A 24,519-nucleotide genomic window follows, 5' to 3' on the forward strand; every position below is an offset into this window, starting at 1 on the left:
TATGCGGTATATGGGTTTAGACGCATGTTTTACCTGTATCCCTTCACTATTTTAAACATGGTTTATTCATTTGGCTATCAAAACCTTGGCTTGAAAAAGCATAATTTTCCGCTATACTTAAAATGAGTGAGTATTTTTGAAAGAAGGGATCGCAATGGATCTGCACAAACCGCCTGACGAGAACAGTCCCAAGGTTTCAGCAGCCGAAGAAGCCTTGCCGCAGGACGGTAACACTTCTTCAGCCGCTGAAACGTACATGCCCTCCAAAAAGGAGATGCGCAAAGATGTTATACAGCTGGCCTGGCCATCGGTAACCGAGCTTGTGCTCATATCCCTGATGGGCCTTGTGGACAATATCATGGTGGGAAGGCTTGGAACCTACGCCATCACGGCAGTGGGGCTCACCAATCAGCCCAGGCTCCTTTTTCTGGCCACCTTTGTGGCGATGAACGTGGGCGCCACCGCTCTTATCGCCCGCTTCAAGGGCGCGGATAACAAGGAGGATGCCAACAAGGTGCTCCGGCAGAATCTGCTGCTCACCCTTCTGCTATCCATTATTGTATCCACCGCAGGTTATTTCATCATTGAACCCTTTTTGGCCTGGGTGGGCGCCGGACCGGACACCCTGCCCTACGCCACATCCTATATGAAAATCCAGCTTTTGGGACTGATCAGCAACACGCTGGCGCTCGCTATTACGGCCGCTCTTCGCGGTGCGGGCAATACCCGTGCCTCCATGTTCGTCAATCTGACCGCCAACGTCTGCAACGTATTCTTCAATTATGGTCTCATCTACGGCAATTTCGGCATGCCCGCACTGGGTGTCGCCGGAGCCTCTCTGGCCACGGTGATTGGACAGGTGATTGGCTGCGTGCTGGCCTTTTGCATGGTGCTGGGCCGCCATCAATACGTTTCTTTGCGGGATCCCGGCTCCTGGAAGCCGGATTTTCCCATGATCCGGCGCATCGTGCGCATCGGCATTCCCTCCATGATCGAACAGCTGGTCATGCGCGTGGGCATGACCACTTTTGTGCGCACCGTATCCAGCCTGGGCACGGCTGTGTTCGCCGCCCACCAAATCAGTCTCAACATCCTGCAGCTTACCTTCACCAACGGTCAGGCCTTCGGCATCGCTGCAACCACGCTGGTTGGCCAGAGCCTGGGCAAGGGCCGTCCGGATCTTGCCAAGGCCTATGCCCGTCAGACACAGCGGCTTTGCATGGTTCTTTCCATCGTGCTCGCCTCCTGTTTCATCCTCTTTGGCGCCCAGCTTGCAGGGCTATTTACCGAGGACCAAACGGTCATCGCCATGTCCGTACCTATTCTCATGATGGTGGCCGCTCTGCAGCCCTTCCAAAATTCCTATATGGTCTACGCCGGGGCCTTGCGGGGCGCAGGCGATACGCGGTCCGTCGCCGTCATCACCGGTATCGGCATCATGCTCATCCGGCCCGGTCTTGCCGCCTTCAATGTGAACGTGCTGAGCTGGGGCCTTACCGGCGCCTGGGTGGCTCTCGTTTTCGATCAGCTCTTTCGGTTCGCTTTCGGACTGGTGCGTTTCCGCCGGGGCAAATGGGTGAATATCAAAGTTTAATTTTAAGGAGTCTTCATGGGCCTTCAAAACTGGATTCAAAATCACCGATATGGTCTCGTATTCATCCTCATTTTATTTCTGGCCGTCGCTGTTCGCGTCTTTGAATTTGGCCAGCTTCCCTATGGCATCAATCAGGATGAGGCCTCCATGGCCTACGATGCCTATGCGGATATGACCTACGGCATGGATCGAAACGGGGATCACAATCCGGTTTACGCGGTGGCCTGGGGCAGCGGGCAAAACATGGGCTACAATTATCTGGTACGTCCGTTTATCGCCCTTTTTGGCCTCAATATCGTAGCGGTACGCCTGCCCATGCTGCTTTTGTCCCTTCCCACGCTGGTGCTCTTCCATGGATTTTTGAAGGAGTGCTTTGGCAGAAAAACGGCGCTCATGGGATTTTTTCTCATAGCCATCTGTCCATGGCACATCATGATGAGCCGCTGGGCGCTGGAATCCAACCTGGCCGTGCCGCTGATGGTGGGTGCAGCCTACGCCTTTGCTTTGGCCCGCCGGAGGAACGCCTTTTTTATCCTGGGCATGGCTCTGGCCGGGCTCTGTCTTTATGCCTACTCAGCCACCATGATCTTCATGGCCCTCTTTTTACCGGCCGTCACCCTGTGGGCCCTGCTGCAAAAGGGTTGGAAGCGCCGGTACATCTTCATGGGCTGCGGGGCATTCCTTGTCGTCGCCCTTCCCCTCATTCTTTTTCTTGCGGTCAATATGCTGGGCCTTGAACCCTTCACCTTCCTCGGACTGTCCATACCAAGACTCACCGCCATGCGAAGCGGTGCCACCGTCAATCTCTTTTCCGGAAACTTTTTTGCAAACCTCTGGGGGAATCTGATATCGCTACTGAGGCTTCTTTTCACCATGGACGACGGCCTCATCTCCAACGCCATTCCGGGCATCGGCGCCATCTATCTTATGGCTGTGCCCTTCATTTTCCTTGGCACCCTACCCCTTATCAAGGCGCTTCGCTCCCGGAACAGTGCCGCCTGGATTCCCGCGCTCTGGGCAGGAGCCGCCGTGCTCCATACCCTTACCATTGTGGTCAACATCAATCGCTGCAATATCCTCTTTCCCGCCCTTATCGCATTGGCCGCAATGGGTTTTATCTATTTCATGGAGCGGATCCGCGGCAGCGTTTCTTTTCTTTTGGCCGGTCTTCTCATCTCTTTCACGCTGTTTTGCGGTCAATATTTCTCCGATTACAATGCACGGGCCCAAAATCTCTTTTTTGGCGGGTTCGACGAGGCGTTGGCGCAGATCTCCGAACAAACGGACAGGGTTTATCTGTCCAGCAAGGTGCAGCAGCCCTATATTTTTGCACTTTACCAAGACAAGACGGATCCCCGTCTTTATTTGGACACGGTGGAGTTCTATAACCCGGGGGATCCCTTTGAATTCGTCCGTTCCTTTGACCGCTATAGGACCGGTATTCCTGAACGGATTGATCCTACCGAGAGAGCGGCCTACATTCTTCGGTCCGATGAATACGATTCTTCAATTTTTGATGGTATCCCCTGCGAAATCAAGGCCTTTGGATACTATTATCTGGTTCAGGTCACGGGCTGACCTTGAATTTACATTGACATTTACATTATAATAAAGTAGTATAACCAGTGTTTTTGACATAAAGCTATCAGTTATGAACGGGGTGGGCCATGTACGTCATTGCATTTCTAATTCTATTCCCCTTTGCCGCGGCGCTTTTATTGCGGTTCATCCGCAGTGATACCGCCCGGAAATATATCGTATTTTCCTGCGCTGGAATCATTGTCGCCGCCAGCATTTTCTTTGTGGTGGAAAATGAAAAGTTTGGCAACTACATCCCCACGATCTTCGATTTTCACACGATCAATATGGCGATGGTGGCCATAGAAATCATTTTGATGGCCGTGATCGTCTATCTCAGCTTCAAGCATAAAAAATACTATGTGGCACTGCTTTCCCTAGTGCAGACGGCGGCGATGGTGTGGCTGGATCTTGCTCATCCCGCTCATGTGGCCAGCGAACTGTACACCGACCATCTCACCTCCATCATGTGCCTTATCATTGGCGTGGTGGGCACGCTGGTGTGCGTGTACGCCACGAGCTATATGCGGGATTATCATAAGCATCACCCCGAGTACAAGGATCGCTCCCCTTACTTCTTCTCCATACTATTCGTATTCCTGGGAGCTATGTTTGGGCTGGTCTTTTCCAGCAGCCTGTCCTGGATCTATTTCTTCTGGGAGATCACCAGCATCTGTTCCTTCCTTTTGATCGGTTACACCCGTACAAAGGAGGCCGTCACCAATGCTTTCCGCGCCCTTTGGATGAATCTTCTGGGCGGCCTCGCTTTTGCCGCCGCCATCATCTATACCACCCTGGCCTTTGGTATCACCGACCTGCAGCCCCTCATTCATGAGGCCATGCATACGCCGGCCCTCATCATTCCGGTGGTTTTGCTGGCTTTTGCGGCGCTGACCAAATCGGCTCAGTTTCCCTTCACCAAATGGCTGCTTGGCGCCATGGTGGCGCCCACGCCCACCTCCGCACTACTGCATTCCGCAACCATGGTGAAGGCCGGCGTCTATCTATTGCTCCGCCTTTCCCCGGCTATGACAGGCAATCTGGCCGGTTCCATGGTGGCCACCATCGGCGGCTTCACATTTCTTGCCGCATCCCTGCTTGCCATCTCCCAAAGCGATGGCAAAAAGGTTTTGGCCTATTCCACGGTGGCCAATCTTGGTCTGGTGGCAGCCTGTGCCGGCGTCGGCATGCACGAGGGCGTGTGGGCCGGCACCCTGCTTATGATCTTCCATGCCGTGTCCAAATCCCTCATGTTCCTGTCCGTGGGCGCTGTGGAGAGCAATATGGGCAGCCGGAACATCGAGGATATGCACGGACTTATCGTCAAGCTTCCCCGGCTGGCCTTTACCATGATCATTGGTATCGCCGGCATGTTTCTCGCCCCCTTTGGCATGCTCATCTCCAAATGGGCGGCTCTCAAGGCCTTCGTGGACTCGGCCAGCATTCTCCTTATCGTATTTCTGGTCTTCGGCAGTGCGGCAACCCTGTTCTACTGGACGAAGTGGCTGGGCAAGCTGGTCTCGGTGATCCATAACAGCGAGCGCCTGCCCAACACCGTCAACCGCAGCGAGTGGTTTTCGCTGATCACCCTTGCCATCATCATGATCATTCTGTGCTTCACCTTCCCGCTGATTTCCGAAGCCTGGATCAATCCGCTGCTGTTCAACATGTTTAATCAGCCGCTGCCCACCATCATCAGCGAGGGCAACGTGCACATCATGACCATCATGCTGGGTGCGATCGTCATCCTGCCCATTGCCATTCGGCTGCTCACCTTTGGAAAAAATAAAATCGTGCCCTCCTACATGGCCGGTGTCAACACCGGAGACGATCGAAAATTTGTGGACTCCTACGGCGAGGAGAAACCCATTTATCTGGCCAACTGGTACATGACCGACTACTTTGGCGAGCAAAAACTGCTCACGCCATCCATCATTTTGTCCACCGGCGCCTTGATCGTCTTTATGTGCGTGGCGATGGGAGGTGTGCTCGGATGAACAAGGTTTTATGGATCGCAGGCTATATCCTGCTGGCCCCCTTCATTGGCGGGTTCTTGGACGGGCTGGACCGCAAGCTTACCGCCAGGCTTCAGGGCCGGAAGGGACCGCCCCTTCTTCAGCCCTTCTATGACATTTTAAAGCTGTTTTCCAAGGAAGCGGTGGTGGTCAACGAGGTCCAAAACTTCCTTGTCTGGGGATACCTCATCTTCACAGTCTTTACCGGAAGCCTGTTCTTCTCCGGCGGGGATATTCTGCTGTCTTTCTTCGCCCTCACCCTGGCGGAAATCTTCCTGGTGATGTCGGCTTTTTCCGCCAACTCGCCCTACAGTCAGATGGGCTCTCAGCGGGAGCTCATGCAGATGATGGCCTACGAGCCCATGGTGCTTCTTTCCGCTATCGGCTTTTACGTGGTGACCGACAGTTTTGCGGTTGGAGATATCGTCAGCTATCCCATTCCGCCCATCGCTTACATGCCGGGCATCTTCATTGGCTTCATTTATCTTTTGACCATCAAGTTTCGCAAATCTCCCTTTGATCTCAGCACATCCCATCATGCCCATCAGGAGATGGTCAAGGGTCTGACCACGGAGATTTCCGGCAACATGCTGGGCCTGGTGGAGCTGGCCCACTGGTATGAGACGGTGTTTTTGCTGGGTGTGGTGGCGCTGTTCGTGCTCACCGGCGCCTGGTGGAGCTGGATTGTGGCCGTGGCCGTGTGTCTTTTGTGCTACTTCCTGGAAATCTTCTTTGACAACACCTTCCCCCGGGTCAAATGGCAGCTCATGCTGGGATCCACCTGGATTGTGACGCTGATCGTGGGGGTCATCAATCTTATGATCCTCATGCTGGTCAAGTAAGGAGGCGGTCTCATGGCGAAAATGTCCAAGTCCCCGTGGCTGATCCATTATGACGGGTCCAGCTGCAACGGCTGCGATATTGAGGTTTTGGCATGTCTCACTCCGGTCTACGACGTGGAACGGTTTGGCGTGATCAATACGGGCAATCCTAAGCACGCCGACATTTTCGTGATCACCGGTGGCATCAACGCCCAGAACAAACCGGTGGTCCAGCAGATCTACGATCAGATGCCAAGCCCCAAGGTGGTGGTGGCCATCGGCATCTGCGCCTGCAACGGCGGCATCTTCAAGGACTGCTACAACATCCTGGGCGGCGTGGATACGGTTATCCCAGTGGACATCTATGTTCCCGGCTGCGCCGCACGTCCGGAGGCGATCATCGACGGTGTCGTCCAGGCGGTGGCCTTGCTGGACGAAAAACGAAAGGCCTACAAAGACGCAAAGAAAAGCGAGGTGCAACATGACGCAAACGATCCTACGGCTTGATTCCCACAGTTTGGTCCCCAAGGTTCTCCAGTTCAAGCATGAGGGCTATCGCCTCGTGCAGATCAGCTGCACCCGTTTGCCGAAGGACTACGAGATCACCTATTCCTTCGCCAAGGATTATGAGCTGGTCAATCTGCGGCTGGTCATCGATGAAAACACGGAAATCATCAGCATCAGCGATATTTTCGAACCAGCTTTTCTCTATGAAAATGAAATCCACGATCTTTTCGGCGTAAAGATCAATCTCATTTCCCTGGATTACCAGGGGAACCTCTACCGCACCGCCGAAAAGACCCCGTTCAAGTAAAGGAGGCATATCATGGCTCAGCGGAGTCTTGTTCCCTTCGGTCCCCAGCACCCGGTGCTGCCCGAACCCATTCATCTCGATCTGCTGCTGGAGGACGAAACGGTGGTGGAGGCTATCCCCTCCATCGGTTTCGTACACCGGGGACTCGAAAAGTTGGTGGAAAAGAAGGACTTTCAGGAATACGTCTATGTGGCCGAGCGCATCTGCGGCATCTGCAGTTTCATGCATGGCATGGGCTACTGTGAGGCGCTGGAAAACATTATGAATGTGGAAATCCCGCCCCGGGCGAAGTATCTTCGCACCATCTGGTGCGAAATGTCCCGAATCCACAGCCATATGCTGTGGCTGGGCCTTTTGGCCGACGCTTTCGGTTTTGAGAGCCTGTTCATGCAGTCCTGGCGCATTCGGGAAAAGGTGCTGGATATGTTCGAGTACTCCACGGGCGGCCGGGTAATCTTTTCCGTCAACAAGATCGGCGGCCTCCGCAAGGATATGGACCGTGGCATGCTGGACGCCTTTGTCAAGATGCTGGACGATATCGAGGTCCAGCTCCGGGAGATTACCGGCGCCTTTCTGAAGGATAGGATGGTGCTCTCCCGACTCAAGGATGTTGGCTTCCTGACCCGAAAAGACGCTTACGACCTGGGCGCGGTGGGCCCCATGGCCCGGGCCAGCAGCATTCCCCTTGACACCCGTAAGCTTGGCTACGGCGCCTATGATGAGCTGGATTTCGAGCCCATCACCAGCACTGTGGGCGACTGCTACGCCCGCACCGATGTGCGGATTCATGAGATCTTCCAGTCCATCGATCTCATCCGCCAGGCAGCAAGCAAGATTCCGGACGGCGAATTCGCCGTTCCTGTCAAGGGACTGCCCAACGGCGAATATTTTATGCGGGTGGAACAGCCAAGGGGCGAGGCCATCTACTATGTCAAGGCCAACGGCACCAAGTTCCTGGACAGGGTGCGGGTGCGCACGCCCACCTTTGCCAACCTCCCGGCCATGCTGGAAACCCTGAAGGGCTGTCAGCTGGCGGACGTACCCATTCTCATTTTGACCATCGATCCTTGCATCAGCTGCACCGAACGTTAAGGGAGGTTCCAAGTTATGGCGATCATGCGCATGGCGAAAACCGTCATGAAAAATCTGTTCTCCAAACCCGCCACCTATGGATACCCCGATGTAAAGCGCCAGTACCCGGCCCGCACCCGAGGGCATGTATCCATCGATATTGATGCATGCATCTTCTGCGGCCTTTGTTCGAGAAAGTGCCCTACTGGCGCCATACGGGTGGATCGGAACGGAAAGAGCTGGTCCATCGAGCCCTTCAGCTGTATCCAGTGCAACTGCTGTGTGGAGACCTGTCCCAAGAAATGCCTCCGAATGGAGAATAACTACACTGAACCCGGCGCTCACAAGCTTTTGGTGACCTACACTCAGAATAAGCCGGAAGAATAGGAGAGAACTATGCACGAATATCATGAAGCCATTCACATCATCGAACATGCCGTCGACGAAGCCAAGGCCCAGGGCAAAAACAAGGTGACCCGCATCAATCTGGTCATCGGCGAGAGCTCCGGCTATTCCGGCGACAGCATCGCCATGCACTTTGAGGACGCCGCAAAGGGAACCATCTGCGAGGGCGCCGAGATTCATGTGCGGCCGGTAAAGACCATGCTGCGCTGTCCCAACTGCCACGAGCTGTTCGTGCGCAAGCCCTTCCATTTCGAATGTCCTCATTGCGGCACGGAAGGCGTCCCCAGCGAGGTGGGAAAGGAAATGTCCATCGAAAGCATTGAGGCTGAATGACCCATTCGGCCTGGCATATCACGGTATTGGGTGTCGTTCAGGGGGTGGGTTACCGCCCCTATGTGGCGCGCCTTGCGGAAAAACTGGAGCTTACGGGATGGGTGCGGAATGAAGGCGGCATCGTCCAGATTTTTGCGGAGGGACCAAAGCCCGCTTTGGAGAAGCTGCTCTTTGAGCTCCGGAATCATCCCCCCTTTGGAGCCGCCATCGACGAGGTGGCGGTGCAGTGCGCTTCGCCCAAAGCGCTGCCCAGTTTCACAATTGCAGACAGCCGCCGCAGCGACGGCATCCCCCTGTTTCCTCCTGACCTGGCTCTTTGCGCGGACTGCCGGCGGGAGGTTATGGATCCGGGAGACCGCCGCTACCGCTATCCTTTTATCAGTTGCGTGGCCTGCGGGCCGCGCTACAGTATTTTAGAGGAACTTCCCTACGACCGGGCGCGCACCGCCATGAGCGTTTACGCCCAGTGCCCCGAATGCCAAAAGGAATATGCGGGCGGGGGGCGGCGCCGCCATGCCCAGACGCTGTCCTGCCATCAATGCGGTCCCCAGCTGATCTTTGAAACGCTGGACGGTCGTCTCAAGGGGGAAGCGGCGCTGGATGCGCTCTTAAAATCTCTTCATTCCGGCGGCGTTGTAGCGATCAAGGGCATCGGCGGCTTTCAGCTGGTATGCTCACCCTTGAATGAGCGGGCCGTAAAACGCCTCAGGGCCATCAAGGGCCGTGAGCAGAAGCCTTTTGCCGTCATGTTTCCCGATCTTCCCAGCGTCGCGGCGCTTTGTTCCATGAGCGAGGCGGAGATTCGTCTCATCGAATCCCCCGCCCGCCCCATCGTACTTCTCGAGAAAAGGGAGGACCCCTTTTCTCCTGAGGTTGCTGGCGGCAGCCGCTATCTCGGCGTCTTTCTGCCCTATACGGCGCTTCATCTCATCCTAACGGATAAGCTCGGTCCTCTGGTGGTCACCAGCGCCAATCCTGCCGGGGAACCCATCTGGACCGAGGACGGGGAAGCGCTGGTTTATCTGTCCATGCTGGACGGCGTGGCCTATCACGATCGGGTCATCCTGACGCCGCTGGACGACTCGGTGGTTCAGGTGGCGGCGGGGGCGCCCCGCATGGTGCGGCGCAGCCGGGGATACGTTCCCCGGCCCATCTTCCTGCAAAAAACCTTTCCGCGCCCCCTTCTGGCCATGGGCGGCGATCTCAAGGCGGGCTTTGCCCTGGCCGTCGGGAACCGGGTCTACCCAAGTCAATATCTCGGCGACATGAAGAGTCTGAATGTCCTGAAGAACTACCGCGGGGCACTTTCCAGAATGGAGCGCATTTTTCAGATCCGGCCGGAGACCGCCGTGTGCGATCTCCATCCCGGCTATGAAACCCGCCGTCTGGCCCATCAGATGTTTGGACGGGTTCTTGAGGTTCAGCACCACCACGCCCACATCGCTTCCATCATGGCGGAATATGACTTGGACGAGGTTCTGGGCGTAGCTTTTGACGGCACAGGCTATGGCACCGACGGCACCATCTGGGGCGGAGAATTTCTGCTCTGCCGGGGGTCCCATTTTGAGCGGGAGGGACATCTTCAGACCATCCCCATATGCGGCGGCGACGAGGCGGCCAAAAACGCCGGATTGGCTCTTGCGAGCTTTAAGCATGCTGCCGGCCTTGCTCCTGAAAATCCCCGTGAAGAATTGGTCCAGCGGGCGCTGGAAGGCGGAATCAAGACCGTTCTTTCCTCCAGCGCCGGACGGCTGTTCGACGCTATGAGCGCTCTTCTCGGGGTTCGGGACTACAACAGCTACGAGGGAGAATGCGCCATTGCCCTGGAAAACTTGGCTGCAAAAACGGCACCGCAGGATGGTTATCCCCTGCAAATCCCTCTGAAAAAAGGGGATGCTGTGATCTTGGATTCCCGGCCTTTGATCCGGGATGCCCGCTGTGCTTTGGATAGGGGCGTATCTCCGGGTGCACTGGCCCGGGGGTTTCACGAGGCATTGGCAAAAGCCATTGTCGAAACACTGATCCACCTTCGAGAAAAATACGGGATCCGGCGGGCTGCCCTTGGCGGCGGCGTCTTTGCCAACCGTATTTTGATGGAGCGGTGCAGTGCCCTAATCCAGGAGAACGGTTTTGAAATCTATCTGCCCCGGCAGATGCCCATCCATGACGGCGGCATAGCTCTTGGGCAGGCGTATCTTGGTTTACTTAAAGGGATGGAGGCGTAATTCTATGTGCGTTGCAGTACCGGGCAAAGTGATCGAGCTTCACGGCGGCACCGCCCAGGTGGATTTTTCCGGAAACGTGGTTACCGCCCGGACAGGTCTTGTGGATGTGAAGCCAGGGGATGCGGTCCTCGTCCATGGCGGATGCATTCTTCAAGTCATTTCCCAAAAGGAAAGTGATGAGCTCACCGCTCTCTTCCGGGAACTGGAGGAGCTGTCATGACCCTTGAAGCCGTCAAGGCGTTCCTTCTGCACTATGATGGGCCGCCCGCAGCCCTCATGGAGGTGTGCGGCACCCACACCCACGAGATTTCCCGCTGGGGCATCGCAAGCCTGCTCTCCCCAAAGATCCGCCTGGTATCCGGTCCGGGCTGTCCCGTATGCGTAACGGTGGCCTCCTACGTGGACCGGCTGGTGGAGCTGTCCAAAAAACCGGATCATACGGTACTCAGCTTTGGCGACATGCTCCGGGTGAAGGGGAGCGTCACCAGCCTCCGGGACGGCGGCGTCCGGGCGGAGATGGTCTATTCCCCCTTCGATGTACTGGAAAAGGCTGAAGCCCAGCCCCAAATGAGGTTTGTTTTTGCCGCTGTGGGCTTTGAAACCACGGCTCCTCTCTATGCACTTCTCCTCGAGGAATGTGTGAACCGGGGCATCGACAATGTCCGGCTGCTCACATCCCTCAAAGTGATGCCGCCGGTTATCGACTGGGTCTGCCGGCGAGGCGGTGTGGACGGCTTTATCGCGCCCGGCCATGTCAGCGTCATTACGGGAAGCGAGATTTTCCGCCCTCTCGCGCATAAATATGGCCTGCCCTTTGCCGTAACCGGATTTTCCGGCGAGGCCATTCTTGCCTCCCTCTACAGCCTTATGCAAAACCTCGGCAGGGGCACCGTGCAGAATCTCTATCCTTCGGTGGTAACGCAGACCGGCAACCCAAAAGCCCAGGCCCTCCTCCAGCACTATTTTGAGCCCTGCGATGGCGCATGGCGGGGCATGGGTATTCTCCCCGGTTCGGCACTGCGCCTTCGGGATGAATATGCCCCCTTCGACGTCGGAAGTGCGGAGCTGCTGGAGGACAGTGAGAACCCCGGCTGCCGATGCGCCGAGATTCTCACAGGCACCCTCCGTCCCGTCGACTGTCCTCTCTACGGCCAAGTCTGCACCCCCGAACATCCCGAGGGCGCCTGCATGGTATCGGCCGAGGGCTGTTGTTTCAACTGGTTCACCCATCACCGCACCTAAGGAGGCTTCCTTCATGAAAATCACTCTGGCCCACGGCAGCGGCGGCGAGACCACCCGGGCCCTCATCGATCAGCTTTTTGTCCGTCAGTTCACCAACCCCGCCCTCGACTCCCTGGGCGACTGCGCTCGGGTCCAAGGCTTCAAGCGCTTAGCCGTCACCACCGACAGCTTCGTGGTCACTCCCCTCTTTTTCCCGGGAGGCGATATCGGAAAGCTCTCGGTATGCGGCACGGTGAACGATCTGGCTATGGGGCTGGCCGCGCCCAGATACCTCACCTGCGGTTTCATTCTGGAGGAAGGACTGGAGCTGGACGCTTTGGAGCGGGTGGCCGCCTCCATGGCAAAAACCGCCCGGAAGGCGGGGGTCGTGGTGGTGGCCGGGGACACCAAGGTGGTGGAAGGCCGAGGCGGACTTTATATCAACACCGCCGGCGTGGGCGAAATTTTGGCCGACTTTTGCCCAATGGCACCAGGTGACGCCATTCTTCTGTCCGGCACCCTGGGGGATCATCATGCCGCCATTCTCAGCTCCAGGCTGAATGTCCAAAATGCCATTGAAAGCGATTGCGCTCCCCTTCATGTCATGGTCCAGCGGCTGGTGGAGGGCGGCATTCGCGTCAAGGCTCTGCGGGATGTTACCCGGGGCGGGCTTGCTACCATTCTAAATGAGCTTGCCGGCACACACACCCTGAGGATTGAGGACGCCGCCCTGCCCGTATCCCCGGAAGTTTGCGGCCTCTCCGGTCTGCTTGGCCTCGATCCCCTCTATATGGCCAATGAAGGAAAGATGGTGGCCATCGTGGACGGCCGGGATGCCGATAAGGCGCTTGACCTTCTTCGTACATCACCCTATGGGGAGAGGGCGGTGCAGATTGGCCGGGTTACAGTGCGAAACGAAGCGCCCGTGGTGCTCCAGACGGCCCTTGGCGGCAGCCGCGTTCTTGGTGTTCTCTATGGCGAGGGTCTTCCCCGAATCTGTTAAATTTTTGGTTTCACTAGGATTTGCCCTCCGAATGGTCTATAATAGGTTTGTACCCTATTTTAAATGAAGGAGCTGATCCATTATGACGAGTTTTGGTGAAGATTTGAGGAAATTTCTGCTCATGGGCATTGGTGCCGTGGCGGTTACCGCGGAGAAATCCAAGGAAGTGGTGGATGAACTGGTCAAAAAGGGCGAGCTCACCGTGGAACAGGGCAAGGTCCTCAATGAGGAACTGAAACGCAACATCAAGGACAAGATCAAGGACAATGTCACCGTCAATGTGGTGAAGGCCGAGCCCACTGCCGATGCTGTGGTGGAGAACCTCGATAAAATGAGCAAGGAGGACATCGAGGCCATCAAGGCGAAGCTGGCCGAGATGGAAAAAGCAGAGGAACAGCATGGAGAAGCGGAAAACGCCGCGGAATAACTTTGACAGCCGAACCCGGCTCAAGGAGATCATCTCCGTACTTAGCAAACGGGAAATTGTTAAGGGCATCACGCCGGAAAAACTGCGGCTGATCATCGAGGACCTGGGTCCCACCTTCGTCAAGCTGGGCCAGATCATGTCCATGCGTCAGGATGTGCTGCCTGCGGAGTACTGCAGGGAGCTGACCAAACTGCGTGCCGATGTGGCGCCCATGAGCTACGAAGAAGTTCAGGATGTCATCGAGCAGCAGTACGGCCGAACGCTCGCCAGCGTATTCAAGCATTTTGACCCCGTACCCCTCGGTTCGGCCTCCATCGCGCAGGCTCATAGCGCTATGCTCAAAAATGGCACGGAAGTTGTGGTCAAAGTCCAGCGTCCGGGTATCCATGACACCATGGCGATGGACATTGCCTTGCTGAAACGGGCTTCAGGCGTTTTGAAGCTGGCCAGCGGCACGGGAAACGTCCTCGACTTCCGTGCCATTCTGGATGAGATGTGGTTCGTGGCTCAGCAGGAGATGGACTTTATGATTGAGGCCCAAAATGCTGATGAGTTTTACGAGCTTAATAAGGATGTGGTCTACATCACCTGCCCCCGCATCCTTCACGAGTTCACCACCTCCAAGGTGTTGGTGATGGAATATGTGGAGGGCATTGAGCTGGACGAACAGGAACGGCTTGCCGAACTCGGCTACGATCTCAAGGAGATCGCCGTCAAGCTGGCCGACAACTATGTCAAGCAGATCATTGATGACGCCTTCTTCCATGCCGACCCCCATCCGGGCAACATTCGAATCCGGGACGGCAAGATCGTGTGGCTGGACCTTGGGATGATGGGAAGACTCACCGCCCGGGACCAGGCCCTCTTCAAAAAGGCGGTAAAGGCCGTGGCGGAAGGGGATGTGAGCGAACTTAAAAATGTTCTTTTGGCGCTTGGCGTGCACACTGGAAAGATCAATCATGCCAAGCTTTACACCGATATCGACGATATGCTCACCCGGTATGGCACCATGGAGGTGGGCAGCATGGATGTGGGTGTTTTGATGGAGGAATTGGTACTTCTCGCCCGAAGCAATCAAATCGCCATGCCCAAAGGCGTGACCATGCTGTGCCGCGGCATCATCACCGTGGAGGGCGTGCTTTGCCAGCTGGACCCCAACATCAATATGGTGGAGATCATGGCCAACCGCATGTCCAGCGAATTTTTGCAGGATTTCGATCCCATGGATGAACTCAAAGCCAATGCAAAGATTCTTGCCTATTCTAGCAAAAAGGCGCTTGGGATTCCCGGCCAAATCTCCGATATCCTCAAGATGGCCATCAAGGGCCAGAGCAAACTCAATTTGGAGCTGACGGGGTCGGAGGAACCGCTTGCCGCCATCGACAGGATGATCAATAAGATCGTGGTTTGCATCATCACCGCCGCCCTTCTGATCGGTTCCAGCCTCATCTGCACCACCAACATGCAGCCCAAGATTTTGGGCATTCCCGCGCTGGGGATCTTTGGGTTCATCGCCGCGCTGGTTTTGAGCGTCTGGCTGGTGGTGGCTACGCGCAAAAAAAGGTAGTGCTTAAGCATTTTGATCCCTTAAAAAATACCGTCCTTGGACGGTATTTTTTTATTGCCCCCGGAATTACAAATAAAAAATGAGTTGCTCCCTTTTACAGGTTCATGTATGATTAACACGTTCAAACAGATGTTTAGATTCTTTTTTTGAGGAGGTCCCTCCCTTGCTTTCAAAATTCAGCGTTAAAAAACCGCTTACCATAATTGTAGCGGTTCTCGCCATTATTCTGTTGGGGGTGGTGGCGTTCACCAAGATGCCCACCGATCTTTTGCCCAGCATGGATCTTCCCTACGTGGTGGTCATGACCACCTATCCTGGCGCCAATCCGGAAAAAGTGGAACTGACGGTAACCAAACCCATTGAAAGCACCCTTTCCACGGTGGGAGGGCTGGATAAAATCAGCAGCATATCCAGTGAAAACTCCAGCATGGTCATCTTCCAGTTCAACTACGGAGTAAACATGGATACGGTGATCATCGACATGAATAACAAGCTGGACATGGTTAAATCCCAGTTTGACGATGGGGTGGGTTCCCCCATCCTGGTCAAGATGAATCCGGATCTATTGCCCATCATGGTGGCCAGTGTGGACATGGACGGCAAGACCGTTCTTGAAACCTCCAAGTTGGTGGAAGAGGACGTCATCCCCACTTTGGAGCGGCTAAACGGCGTGGCCTCCGTGACCGGTATGGGACTTATTGAAGAAAGGGTGGAGATCACCCTCAGCCAAGATAAAATTGACGCATTAAACGACCGGATTCTGGGTTCGCTGGACGAGAGCCTGCTGGAAACCCAGCAGCAGCTGGAGGATGCTCGGGCGGAACTGGAGAGCCAAAAGGAGAAACTGGCCTCGGAGGGTTCCAGCCAGGCCCAAAAGCTGGCCGAAGCGGAGGCGCAGCTTTCCGGCGGAAAGGATCAGCTCAACAATGGGCTCAATCAGATCGCCCTTGCCAAGGTTCAGCTGGAGGCCCAGCTAAAGGAGCTGCAAACCCAGCGGGCCTTGGTGGAAAGTGCCATCACCGCCAAAAACGCTCTGCCCGAACTGGAGCAAGGAATCACGGGCGCCGAAATGGCCATCCAGCAAATTGACCTTGAGATTAAAAACGCTGAGAATCAGATTCCCGCCTTAAAAACACAGAGAGACAGCCTGGAGAGCGCTCTAAACGCCCTGCCGGATACGCCGGAGAACGCTGCCCAGCGCGCTCAGCTTCAGGGTGAGATCGAGGGTCTTGACGGCACCATTGCCACGCTGCAAAAAGCCGTGGACGATGGCAAGGCCCAGAAGGCTCAGTACGAAACCACCGTGACCTCCCTCAAAGAAAAAAAGTCCCAGATCGAGTCGCTGTTGGCGTCCCAGGGAGATCCTTCTTTGGAGACCCTGCAGGCTTCCCTTTCCCAGATTGATCAGGGGATCGCCAGCTGTGAGGAAGCTTTGGCTGCCCTTCCCGGCCAGGAGGAGTCCCTGAACGGCACCCTCAGTGATCTGGGTGATAAACAGCAGCAGCTTGAGACGGGCAAATCCACCATGAACCAGATGTTAACCGACGCTTCCGTGCAGCTTGCCCTGGCGGAAAAGGAGTTGGACGAGAAGACGGCAGAATTTGAGGCCGCACGAGATGCCGCCTATAAACAGGCCAATCTGGATGGGATGATCACCAAGGCCACCCTGAGCGGCATTTTGACCGGCGAGAATTTCTCCATGCCCGCCGGCTATCTCAAGGAGAACGGGGAACAGTACACCGTCAAAGTGGGTGATCCCTTCGGCAGTGTGGAAGAGATCGAAAACCTGGAACTGTTCCATATCGATGCGGATGATATCGGCGCAGTGAAGCTGAGTGATGTAGCCGATGTGGCTTTTGCCGACAACACCGGGGAGATGTACGGCAAGATCAACGGCAATGACGGCATCCTGCTCACCCTGCAAAAACAGAGCACCGCCTCCACCAGTGAGGTTTCGGACCTCATCCGCGCCGCCATGGCCGATCTGGAGGCGGAGCACCCCGGCATGCACCTCACTGCCCTTAACGATCAAGGCATCTATATTGATATCGTGATCGATTCCGTTTTGAACAATCTCATGCTGGGCGGAGCACTGGCCATCGTGATTTTGTTCCTCTTCCTGCGGAATCTGAAGCCCACCTTAATTGTGGCCTTCAGCATTCCCATCAGCCTCATGCTGGCCGTGGTGCTCATGTATTTCACCGGTGTGACCATGAACGTCATCTCCCTGGCCGGTCTGGCGCTGGGCGTGGGCATGCTGGTGGACAACAGTATCGTGGTGATCGAGAATATCTACCGCATGCGTGCGGAGGGCGTTCCCGTGGCCAAGGCCGCCGTGAAGGGAGCCAGCCAGGTGGCCGGCGCCATTGCTTCCTCCACGCTGACCACCATCTGCGTGTTCCTGCCCATCGTGTTCACCGAGGGCATTTCCAAGGAATTGTTCGCCGATATGGGCCTTACCATCGCCTACTCCCTGCTCGCCAGCCTTTTCATTGCACTGACCCTCGTTCCCTCCCTATCCACATTGATGATGAAAAAGCCGGATACCGTAAGACATGGGCTTTTTGACCGGTTTACCGCCTTCTACGGGAGGCTTCTGGGCCATACCCTGCGCCACAAGGCCATCGCCCTTATCGCTGCGGCTTTGCTGCTGGGCGCCAGTGTGTACGGCGCGCTCACCATGGGAACGGCTTTCATGCCCGAGACCGACAATTCGGAGATCTCTGTGAGTCTTGAAACCTCCAAGGAAACCACCAAGGCCGATACCTGGGCCCTCAGCGATGAGGCCGCTGAACGCATCCGGCAGATTCCCGGGGTCGAAACGGTGGGCGCTATGCAAAGCGGCAATGATAATGCGGTCAGCATGTACGTGCTGCTCGACGACAAACGGGATATGACCAGCAATGAGATTGCCCGGAAGATCAATGAGGTCACCGCCGATATGCCCTGTGAGATCACAGCTTCGGGCTCGGCCATGGATATTTCCGCCCTGGCCGGTTCGGGCATCGAGATTGACATTCGAGGCACGGATCTGGATGAACTGCAGCGCATCGCAAAGGAGATAGCGGCGCTCGTGGCCGAGGTCCCCGGCACGGAAAACGTGAGCGACGGCCTTGAGGATACGGCCACCGAAACCCGCGTCATCGTGGATAAGAACAAGGCTCTTGAATATGGACTCACCGTGGCCCAGGTCTATCAGGAGGTAGCTAAAGCGCTCTCCAGCGAGACCACTGCGGCAACCTTGACGCTGGATGCCGATGAATATCCGGTGATCGTGGCCGACGATCCCGCCGGCGCTCTCACCCGGGATACCCTGGGCGAATACAAGCTCACCGTCACCAAGGACGGCGAAGAGATGGAGATCTCCCTCAATGAGATTGCTAAAATCACCGAGGCCGAAGGGCTCTCCTCCATCGCCCATGAGGATTTTTCCCGGTATATGTCGGTTACGGCCGCCGTGGACGCAGACCACAACATCGGTCTGGTAAGCCGGGATATCGAGAAAAAACTGGCCTCCTACACCGTGCCCGAGGGCTACAGCGTGGAAATTGCCGGCGAGAGTGAAACCATCAGCAGCACCCTCAGCGACCTCATTCAGATGGTGTTGCTGGCGGTGGTCCTGATCTACCTCATTATGGTGGCCCAGTTCCAGTCCTTTCTCTCCCCCTTCATCGTGCTGTTCACCATTCCTCTTGCCTTCACCGGCGGTTTCCTGCTTCTATGGATCTGCGGTTTTGAAGTCAGCGCCATTGCCATGCTGGGCCTATTGGTTCTCGCCGGTGTGGTGGTCAACAATGGTATTGTGTTCGTGGATTGTGCCAACCAGCTCCGCGCCGGCGGCATGGAACGGCGTGAAGCGCTCATCGCTACCGGCCGTATGCGTATGCGGCCCATCCTCATGACCGCGCTGACCACCATCCTTGGCCTTATTACCCTAGCCTTTGGCATGGGTACCGGTTCGGATATGCTCCAGCCCATGGCGGTGGTGATCATCGGCGGCCTGACCTACGCCACGGCCCTCACCCTGTTCATTGTGCCTGCCCTCTATGACATCTTCCAGAAAAGACCCATCCGCCATGCGGATGTGGACGATCTCTAAATTCAGACATAAAAAAAGCCTCCGCCTGAGCGGAGGCTTTTTTAGGTTTAAGTGGAAAGGGTGGAATTCCGCACGATGAGCTCCGTATCCAGCATCGCCCGATGGGACGTGGTGATTTCCCCCCGGATTCTGTCAATGAGAATATTGCAGACCTGCTTGCCCATCTGATACTGCGGCTGAACAATGGTGGAGATGGAGGGCGTATAGATCTGCGCCAGGGGATCGCCGTCGAATCCGATCACGGCCAAATCCTCCGGTACCCGGATGTTGAGTTCCCTGGCCGCACGAATGGCATCCGCCGCCAGTTTATCGGAGGTGGCAAAGATGGCGTCCGGCCTGTTTTCAATCCTGAGCAGCTCCCGGCAGCACGGCATGCCGTCGTTGTCCGCCGTCACCACGGTGCGCTGCCATTCCGGGCGAATCTCCAGTCCTTCCGCCTCAAGGGTGTCCAAATAGGCGTCCAGCCGAATATGCGCGAAATGGAACTGAACGGAACGGTTGATGATGGCGATCTTTTTACGGCCGATGGAGATGAGATGGCGCACCGCAACACAGGCGGAATTGTATTCATCAATACTGGCAAAGGGCACATTGGAGCCCTCCGGCGTAACCCGGTTGACAGCCACGGGATAACGGGCCGACAGCTTCTCCAGTTCCTCAAAAGGCACCCGCTGATCAAAACAGATAAGTCCGTCCACAAAGTGTTGGCTCAGCATGTCCATATAGCCCGTTACCACGCCCTGTTCCGTATAGGTCTGCGCGACCAGGACCTGATAACCCTGTTCATGGGCAAAATCCTGAATTCCCCAGTTGACCATACTGTAAAAAGCGCCAAACATGGGAAGAAGGACCAAAATTCGCCCGCTACGGTTCTGTCGAAGATTGCGCCCCAGCATATTGGGCTGATACTCCATCTCCTCAATAATCCGTTCAACTTTTGTTCGAGTCTGCTGCTTCACAGGTCCCGAACGATTGATAACCCTGGAAACGGTGGCCACCGAGACCCCCGCCCGCCGGGCAACATCCTGAATTGTGTAAGTTTTCATTCCATATCTCCTTTAAATCATACGACTATTGTAAAGTACTTAAGAAAAAAAATCAAATCATGAAACTTTTTTCTTAAATTCTGTTGACAATCTCCCAAAACGCTGTAATATATTACTGTAATCCTTTACAATATATATTGCCCCAAGGTGCGAGCTGAGCCAACCAGCTCGAAAGCGGCGTATGATGAGGGGTCTAGCATGATACGGCGCTTGAAAAAGGCCGCTGATCAGGCAGCGGCCTTTTTTATTGATTCCATGGCCACAAAGCCGCTCAGGCCGAGTGCGGCTTCATGGTTTTTCAAAGGCTCTCTAAAAAGTTTTTGACCTGTCCTCTATTTTTCAACACAACCATTTGGGTATCCCCACGATTGGCCAGCATGTCATAGAACTGCTCCCGGTTCCTTTGATCCATCCTCCAAATGGACCTAAAGAAATCAAACTTCTCCTTGGTGAGCCGTTCCGGGCAATAGCCCCCCATATCCGGGCGGCTTTTTCCATAGTACCTGATCAGCCGCTTGACGGCGCCGCAGACGCATTGCACTCGGGAAAAGTCCATATAGATCACGGTGTCACAATACTCCAGCCTCAGTGGAAGGGTGCGTATAATATTGCCGTCAATGACCCAGCGGGGTTTTCTCAGTTCCTCCAGGAGCAGTGCATCAAACTCAGGTTCCGATACACTTTTCCAGTTATCCCGCCAGTAGAGCGCATCCAAGTGAACCAAAGGCAACCCCAGCCTTTCAGACAGCTCCCGGGCCAGTGTGGTCTTCCCGCAGCCGTTGCCGCCAATGATCAGTATCCGTTCCAAATTCATCACCCATTCTTTGATACCTTTTATTATATCAGCCCGTCAAAGGAAAAAAACCGTTTGGATCATTTTGTTCAATTGACATCGCTTTAGAATGGTGATATATTGATAAAAACCGTGGACGAGGAAGTTAGGCTGTCAAACGATCTAAAGCGAATCCGAGATGGTGTGAGTCGGAAAGATGGCGTTTCAGCAAGTGGGCCTCCGAGGGCGAAGCGAAAGGCAGCGAGTAGCTTAGACGCACGGCCGGCGTTATCGGGCCAGGGGTGTGATGGCACCCTGCAAAGTGGGTAGACTTTGCCAAACAAGGTGGTACCGCAGGTTTAACGCCTGTCCTTGAGCGATTCAAGGATAGGTGTTTTTTGTTTTTCTATGAAGAAAGGCGGGGTGTACATGGACGATTCATTTACCCTATATGATCTCAAGGTGGAGGTCATCGCTTCCGATAAGCCCATGGTGTGCAGCCACAAAGTGGGCGATTACTTTCTAGTCATTGGCGAGAATCTGGTTTTCCCGGAGAATCATTCCTTCTCCATGTATGCGCTCGGCGCGCTGCTCCCTCTTTTGCCTGCAAAGCAGCGAATGCTTCACGAAAACGACTGGATGCTCTCGGACAGCATCATCGCCTGCCCCGATCCAAACTGCGGAGCTCGATTTAAGATCACCCGCATCGGCACTCGTAAATTCAGCCATGCCGCCTGTACGGTAGAGGCTATTGGTAAAGGAGAATCATCATGAACCAGAAATTTGAACTTACTCCAGGCTACACAATCAACCGCATCATCAACGGCTGCTGGCAGCTGTCTGAGGGGCACAGCCTCACTTGCAAGCTGGATTTCGACGACGTGATGCGCGCCTTCCATGGACTGGTTGAGCGGGGCTTCACCACCTTTGACTGCGCGGACATCTATACCGGTGCGGAGGAATTCATCGGCGAATTCGTCAAGCAGCTTAAAAATGGAAGCAGCATATCACCCGACGATATCCAGATTCATACCAAATATGTGCCCGACCTCGATATTCTCCAGGATGTTGATTTTAATTACACGGAAAAGATTATTGATCGAAGCCTTCGCCGCCTCAATCGGGATACGCTGGATCTGGTGCAGTTCCATTGGTGGGATTACGATGTTCCCGGCTGTGTGGAAACGGCGGGACATCTGTGCCGGCTGCAGGAAAAAGGCAAGATCCGCAATATCGGCGTGACCAACTTTGATACGAAGCATCTGGCGGAACTGGTGGATGCAGGCATTCCCGTGGTGTCCATTCAGACCCAGTACTCCGTCTTTGACCGCCGTCCGGAAAAAGCCCTTTTGCCTTACTGCAAGGAAAAGCACATTCCCCTTCTGTGCTATGGCACCCTGTCCGGTGGTCTTCTGGCCGAACGTTGGATCGGTGCGGCCTCGGCCAATCCGGAAACCCGTTCCCAGGTGAAATACCTCCAAGTGCTGGAGGATTCCATGGGTTGGGAGGGCTACCAGGAGCTTTTGCTGATCCTGCAGAGGATCGCCAAGCATCACGATGCAAGCATCGCCCATGTGGCCTCCAAATACATCCTCAGCCAGAGTGGCGTGGGTGCCGCCATCATTGGCATCCGTAACAGCAAGCATGTGGATTCCAACACCCGCATTTTTGATTTTGATCTGGATGCGAAAGAGATGGAAATGATCCGGAACCATCTGGCAAAACACAATATGCTGGAGGGCGAACCCTTTGAGCTGGAGCGCACCGTGGGCTCCAAGTACAGAAACATCATGAAGATGAACCTGAACGAATAAAACAATCAAAAAACCCGCTTAGCTGAAGCTAAGCGGGTTTTTTTGTTGGTCTGGGTGAGAGGAATCGAACCTCCGGCCTCTTGAACCCCATTCAAGCACGCTACCAAACTGCGCTACACCCAGATAACGAACGTTGTTATTATAGCAAAAGAACAGAGTAATTGCAAGCTGTTTTCACAATTTGCCATGAAACCGAAAAGGTCCACGGGATGTGGACCTTTGGTTTACAGCAAAATGCAGATCAATCCGCCGCTTCCGTCATTGATGATGCGGGATAGGGTTTCCTGAATTTTCTGCTGCGCGTCGTCGGGCATGCGCATCAGTTTACCGGACAGCCCTTCCTTCACCAGCTCGTGGAGAGACTTGCCGAACATATCGGTGGACCAAATCTTAGCCGGATCATTCTCGAACTCGGACAAAAGATATTTGACCAGCTCTTCGCTCTGCTTCTCCGTACCCACGATGGGCGAGACTTCCGTTTCGATATCCACGCGGATGAGATGCAGGGAGGGTGCGCTGGCTTTCAGCCGGACCCCAAAACGATTGCCCTGCTTTACCAGCTCCGGTTCATCCAGCACCAGCTCATCCATGGTGGGCGCGACCAATCCGTAACCGGTCTCCCGGACGCTGTTCAGAGCATCCTTCACTCGATCGTATTCCCGTTTGGCATGGGTTAGCTCCTTCATCATGGACATGAGTTGATAGTCGTTTTGAATGGGTACGCCGCATTCTTCCTCCAGCACCTTGTAGAAAAGGCCGGGCTGAGCGTCCATGGCGAACTCGATTCGGCCTTCACCCAGCTCCAGGGAATCGACCTTGGGTTCGGTGAGGCTGTCAATGTCCTGAAACGCGCCGGAGAATGTGGTGTAATCCCGCATCTTGGTCATGTTGGCAGCCGCATCCCTGAGGGCTTCCATAACCTCTTCAATCAGCCAGTGATCCTCTTTGAGGGCCTGCATCCATTCGGGAATCTCGAGGTGGACCTGACGCAGCGGAAACTCAAAGAGTACCTTGCTGAGAATGTCGTCCACATCCCCCTGCTCCATCTCCATAACATTCACCGCCAGCACGGGAACGTCATATTTTTCTTCCAGGCCTTCCCGCAGGGTTTCAATGTCGGGGTTCCGCGGATCGGTGGAGTTGAGCACCACCACGAAGGGCTTATTCATCTCCTTGAGTTCGCCCACCACCCGTTCTTCAGCCTCAATATAGTTGGATCTCGGGATCTCCGAAATGCTGCCGTCGCAGGTCACCACGATTCCGATGGTGGAGTGATCGGTGATCACCTTTCGAGTGCCCAGCTCCGCCGCTTCCTCGAAAGGTATATCATGATCGAACCAGGGCGTGCGCACCATGCGGGGTGCGTCGTCCTCTTCGTGTCCCATGGCTCCCGGCACCAAATAGCCCACACAATCCACCATGCGCATCTTCATGTGCGCACTATCCGAAAGGGAGATTTCCACTGCCTCATTGGGCACAAATTTGGGCTGAGTGGTCATGATTGTCTTGCCGGAGCCGCTTTGGGGCAGCTCATCGATGGTGCGCTCCTTGCGATAGGAATTTTCGATGTTGGGCAGCACCATCAAATCCATAAAGCGCTTGATAAATGTTGACTTGCCCGTGCGCACCGGGCCCACCACGCCCATGTAGATGTCGCCGTCCGTACGCTCGGCTATGTCTTTATAAAGATCATAGGTTTCCATCTTCTCCCTCC

The 24,519-nt window shown here is 55.2% G+C and carries 21 protein-coding genes and 1 tRNA gene; 18 read left to right on the forward strand and 4 right to left on the reverse strand.

Annotation, left to right across the window (positions count from 1 at the left end):
• The first annotated feature begins 154 nt into the window (after positions 1-154).
• From H8696_RS06365 to H8696_RS06440, 16 genes are all read left to right on the forward strand, one after another.
• Positions 155-1,594, forward strand: a complete 1,440-nt coding sequence (locus tag H8696_RS06365; RefSeq protein ID WP_249316057.1) for an MATE family efflux transporter — start codon at positions 155-157, stop codon at positions 1,592-1,594.
• Positions 1,595-1,609: 15 nt separating this feature from the next.
• Positions 1,610-3,172, forward strand: coding sequence for a glycosyltransferase family 39 protein (locus H8696_RS06370; protein WP_249316058.1), 1,563 nt, complete (start codon positions 1,610-1,612; stop codon positions 3,170-3,172).
• Between the two features lie 89 nt (positions 3,173-3,261).
• Positions 3,262-5,169, forward strand: coding sequence for an NADH-quinone oxidoreductase subunit 5 family protein (locus H8696_RS06375; RefSeq protein ID WP_249316059.1), 1,908 nt, complete (start codon positions 3,262-3,264; stop codon positions 5,167-5,169).
• Positions 5,166-6,029, forward strand: coding sequence for a respiratory chain complex I subunit 1 family protein (locus tag H8696_RS06380; protein WP_249316060.1), 864 nt, complete (start codon positions 5,166-5,168; stop codon positions 6,027-6,029). The genes H8696_RS06375 and H8696_RS06380 overlap by 4 nt, the downstream gene beginning before the upstream one ends.
• Positions 6,030-6,041: 12 nt before the next feature.
• Positions 6,042-6,515: an NADH-quinone oxidoreductase subunit B family protein gene (locus H8696_RS06385; protein ID WP_249316061.1), complete on the forward strand. Its 474-nt coding sequence runs from the start codon at positions 6,042-6,044 to the stop codon at positions 6,513-6,515.
• Positions 6,490-6,822: an NADH-quinone oxidoreductase subunit C gene (locus H8696_RS06390; protein WP_249316062.1), complete on the forward strand. Its 333-nt coding sequence runs from the start codon at positions 6,490-6,492 to the stop codon at positions 6,820-6,822. Before H8696_RS06385 ends, H8696_RS06390 begins: the two co-directional genes overlap by 26 nt.
• A 12-nt stretch (positions 6,823-6,834) precedes the next feature.
• A complete protein-coding gene (locus H8696_RS06395) occupies positions 6,835-7,914 on the forward strand; it encodes a hydrogenase large subunit (protein ID WP_249316063.1) in 1,080 nt (359 codons plus the stop codon).
• 15 nt (positions 7,915-7,929) lie between these two features.
• Positions 7,930-8,280: a 4Fe-4S dicluster domain-containing protein gene (locus tag H8696_RS06400; RefSeq protein ID WP_249316064.1), complete on the forward strand. Its 351-nt coding sequence runs from the start codon at positions 7,930-7,932 to the stop codon at positions 8,278-8,280.
• A 9-nt stretch (positions 8,281-8,289) separates the two neighbouring features.
• A complete protein-coding gene (locus H8696_RS06405) occupies positions 8,290-8,631 on the forward strand; it encodes a hydrogenase maturation nickel metallochaperone HypA/HybF (RefSeq protein WP_249316065.1) in 342 nt (113 codons plus the stop codon).
• A complete protein-coding gene (gene hypF, locus H8696_RS06410; RefSeq protein WP_249316066.1) occupies positions 8,628-10,856 on the forward strand; it encodes a carbamoyltransferase HypF in 2,229 nt (742 codons plus the stop codon). Before H8696_RS06405 ends, hypF begins: the two co-directional genes overlap by 4 nt.
• 4 nt (positions 10,857-10,860) lie before the next feature.
• Positions 10,861-11,076, forward strand: coding sequence for a HypC/HybG/HupF family hydrogenase formation chaperone (locus H8696_RS06415; protein ID WP_249316067.1), 216 nt, complete (start codon positions 10,861-10,863; stop codon positions 11,074-11,076).
• Positions 11,073-12,098, forward strand: coding sequence for a hydrogenase formation protein HypD (gene hypD / locus H8696_RS06420; RefSeq protein ID WP_249316068.1), 1,026 nt, complete (start codon positions 11,073-11,075; stop codon positions 12,096-12,098). The genes H8696_RS06415 and hypD overlap by 4 nt, the downstream gene beginning before the upstream one ends.
• Positions 12,099-12,111: 13 nt before the next feature.
• Complete coding sequence (hypE, locus tag H8696_RS06425) at positions 12,112-13,080, forward strand: hydrogenase expression/formation protein HypE (RefSeq protein ID WP_249316070.1); 969 nt, start codon at positions 12,112-12,114, stop codon at positions 13,078-13,080.
• 82 nt (positions 13,081-13,162) lie between these two features.
• Positions 13,163-13,507: a phasin family protein gene (locus H8696_RS06430; RefSeq protein WP_249316071.1), complete on the forward strand. Its 345-nt coding sequence runs from the start codon at positions 13,163-13,165 to the stop codon at positions 13,505-13,507.
• The gene (locus H8696_RS06435) at positions 13,479-15,074 is read left to right on the forward strand and encodes an ABC1 kinase family protein (RefSeq protein ID WP_249316072.1); all 1,596 of its coding nucleotides are present in this window, start codon (positions 13,479-13,481) and stop codon (positions 15,072-15,074) included. The genes H8696_RS06430 and H8696_RS06435 overlap by 29 nt, the downstream gene beginning before the upstream one ends.
• 163 nt (positions 15,075-15,237) lie before the next feature.
• On the forward strand, positions 15,238-19,173 hold the full coding sequence (locus tag H8696_RS06440) for an efflux RND transporter permease subunit (RefSeq protein WP_249316073.1): 3,936 nt from the start codon (positions 15,238-15,240) through the stop codon (positions 19,171-19,173).
• Positions 19,174-19,220: 47 nt separating this feature from the next.
• Here the strand turns inward: H8696_RS06440 and H8696_RS06445 are convergent, their stop codons facing one another.
• Together H8696_RS06445 and H8696_RS06450 are read right to left on the reverse strand one after the other, a co-directional pair.
• Positions 19,221-20,219, reverse strand: a complete 999-nt coding sequence (locus tag H8696_RS06445) for a LacI family DNA-binding transcriptional regulator (RefSeq protein WP_249316074.1) — start codon at positions 20,217-20,219, stop codon at positions 19,221-19,223.
• Between the two features lie 298 nt (positions 20,220-20,517).
• Positions 20,518-21,033, reverse strand: coding sequence for an AAA family ATPase (locus H8696_RS06450; RefSeq protein ID WP_407926370.1), 516 nt, complete (start codon positions 21,031-21,033; stop codon positions 20,518-20,520).
• Between the two features lie 387 nt (positions 21,034-21,420).
• On the opposite strand from H8696_RS06450, the gene H8696_RS06455 reads away from it, so the two are divergent.
• Together H8696_RS06455 and H8696_RS06460 are read left to right on the forward strand one after the other, a co-directional pair.
• A complete protein-coding gene (locus H8696_RS06455) occupies positions 21,421-21,765 on the forward strand; it encodes a TIGR04076 family protein (protein WP_249316076.1) in 345 nt (114 codons plus the stop codon).
• Complete coding sequence (locus H8696_RS06460) at positions 21,762-22,805, forward strand: aldo/keto reductase (protein ID WP_249316077.1); 1,044 nt, start codon at positions 21,762-21,764, stop codon at positions 22,803-22,805. The genes H8696_RS06455 and H8696_RS06460 overlap by 4 nt, the downstream gene beginning before the upstream one ends.
• 46 nt (positions 22,806-22,851) lie before the next feature.
• On the opposite strand, the gene H8696_RS06465 is transcribed toward H8696_RS06460, so the two are convergent.
• Together H8696_RS06465 and spoIVA are read right to left on the reverse strand one after the other, a co-directional pair.
• Positions 22,852-22,928, reverse strand: a tRNA-Pro gene (locus H8696_RS06465).
• Positions 22,929-23,029: 101 nt separating this feature from the next.
• Entirely contained in the window at positions 23,030-24,508 is a 1,479-nt protein-coding gene (gene spoIVA / locus H8696_RS06470) for a stage IV sporulation protein A (protein ID WP_249316083.1), read from the reverse strand.
• Positions 24,509-24,519 lie beyond the last annotated feature (11 nt).

The organism is Gehongia tenuis (assembly GCF_014384795.1).
Taxonomy (GTDB): domain Bacteria; phylum Bacillota; class Clostridia; order Christensenellales; family NSJ-53; genus Gehongia; species Gehongia tenuis.

Bases quoted from the DNA above. Each gene is read 5' to 3' on its own strand.
- H8696_RS06365 (WP_249316057.1), top strand. From the start codon at position 155: ATGGATCTGCACAAACCGCCTGACGAGAACAGTCCCAAGGTTTCAGCA.
- H8696_RS06435 (WP_249316072.1), top strand. From the start codon at position 13,479: ATGGAGAAGCGGAAAACGCCGCGGAATAACTTTGACAGCCGAACCCGG.
- H8696_RS06460 (WP_249316077.1), top strand. From the start codon at position 21,762: ATGAACCAGAAATTTGAACTTACTCCAGGCTACACAATCAACCGCATC.
- H8696_RS06455 (WP_249316076.1), top strand. From the start codon at position 21,421: ATGGACGATTCATTTACCCTATATGATCTCAAGGTGGAGGTCATCGCT.
- H8696_RS06405 (WP_249316065.1), top strand. From the start codon at position 8,290: ATGCACGAATATCATGAAGCCATTCACATCATCGAACATGCCGTCGAC.
- H8696_RS06380 (WP_249316060.1), top strand. From the start codon at position 5,166: ATGAACAAGGTTTTATGGATCGCAGGCTATATCCTGCTGGCCCCCTTC.
- H8696_RS06375 (WP_249316059.1), top strand. From the start codon at position 3,262: ATGTACGTCATTGCATTTCTAATTCTATTCCCCTTTGCCGCGGCGCTT.
- hypD (WP_249316068.1), top strand. From the start codon at position 11,073: ATGACCCTTGAAGCCGTCAAGGCGTTCCTTCTGCACTATGATGGGCCG.
- H8696_RS06415 (WP_249316067.1), top strand. From the start codon at position 10,861: ATGTGCGTTGCAGTACCGGGCAAAGTGATCGAGCTTCACGGCGGCACC.
- H8696_RS06390 (WP_249316062.1), top strand. From the start codon at position 6,490: ATGACGCAAACGATCCTACGGCTTGATTCCCACAGTTTGGTCCCCAAG.
- H8696_RS06395 (WP_249316063.1), top strand. From the start codon at position 6,835: ATGGCTCAGCGGAGTCTTGTTCCCTTCGGTCCCCAGCACCCGGTGCTG.
- H8696_RS06385 (WP_249316061.1), top strand. From the start codon at position 6,042: ATGGCGAAAATGTCCAAGTCCCCGTGGCTGATCCATTATGACGGGTCC.
- H8696_RS06370 (WP_249316058.1), top strand. From the start codon at position 1,610: ATGGGCCTTCAAAACTGGATTCAAAATCACCGATATGGTCTCGTATTC.
- hypF (WP_249316066.1), top strand. From the start codon at position 8,628: ATGACCCATTCGGCCTGGCATATCACGGTATTGGGTGTCGTTCAGGGG.
- hypE (WP_249316070.1), top strand. From the start codon at position 12,112: ATGAAAATCACTCTGGCCCACGGCAGCGGCGGCGAGACCACCCGGGCC.
- H8696_RS06400 (WP_249316064.1), top strand. From the start codon at position 7,930: ATGGCGATCATGCGCATGGCGAAAACCGTCATGAAAAATCTGTTCTCC.
- H8696_RS06430 (WP_249316071.1), top strand. From the start codon at position 13,163: ATGACGAGTTTTGGTGAAGATTTGAGGAAATTTCTGCTCATGGGCATT.
- H8696_RS06445 (WP_249316074.1), bottom strand. From the start codon at position 20,219: ATGAAAACTTACACAATTCAGGATGTTGCCCGGCGGGCGGGGGTCTCG.
- H8696_RS06450 (WP_407926370.1), bottom strand. From the start codon at position 21,033: ATGAATTTGGAACGGATACTGATCATTGGCGGCAACGGCTGCGGGAAG.
- spoIVA (WP_249316083.1), bottom strand. From the start codon at position 24,508: ATGGAAACCTATGATCTTTATAAAGACATAGCCGAGCGTACGGACGGC.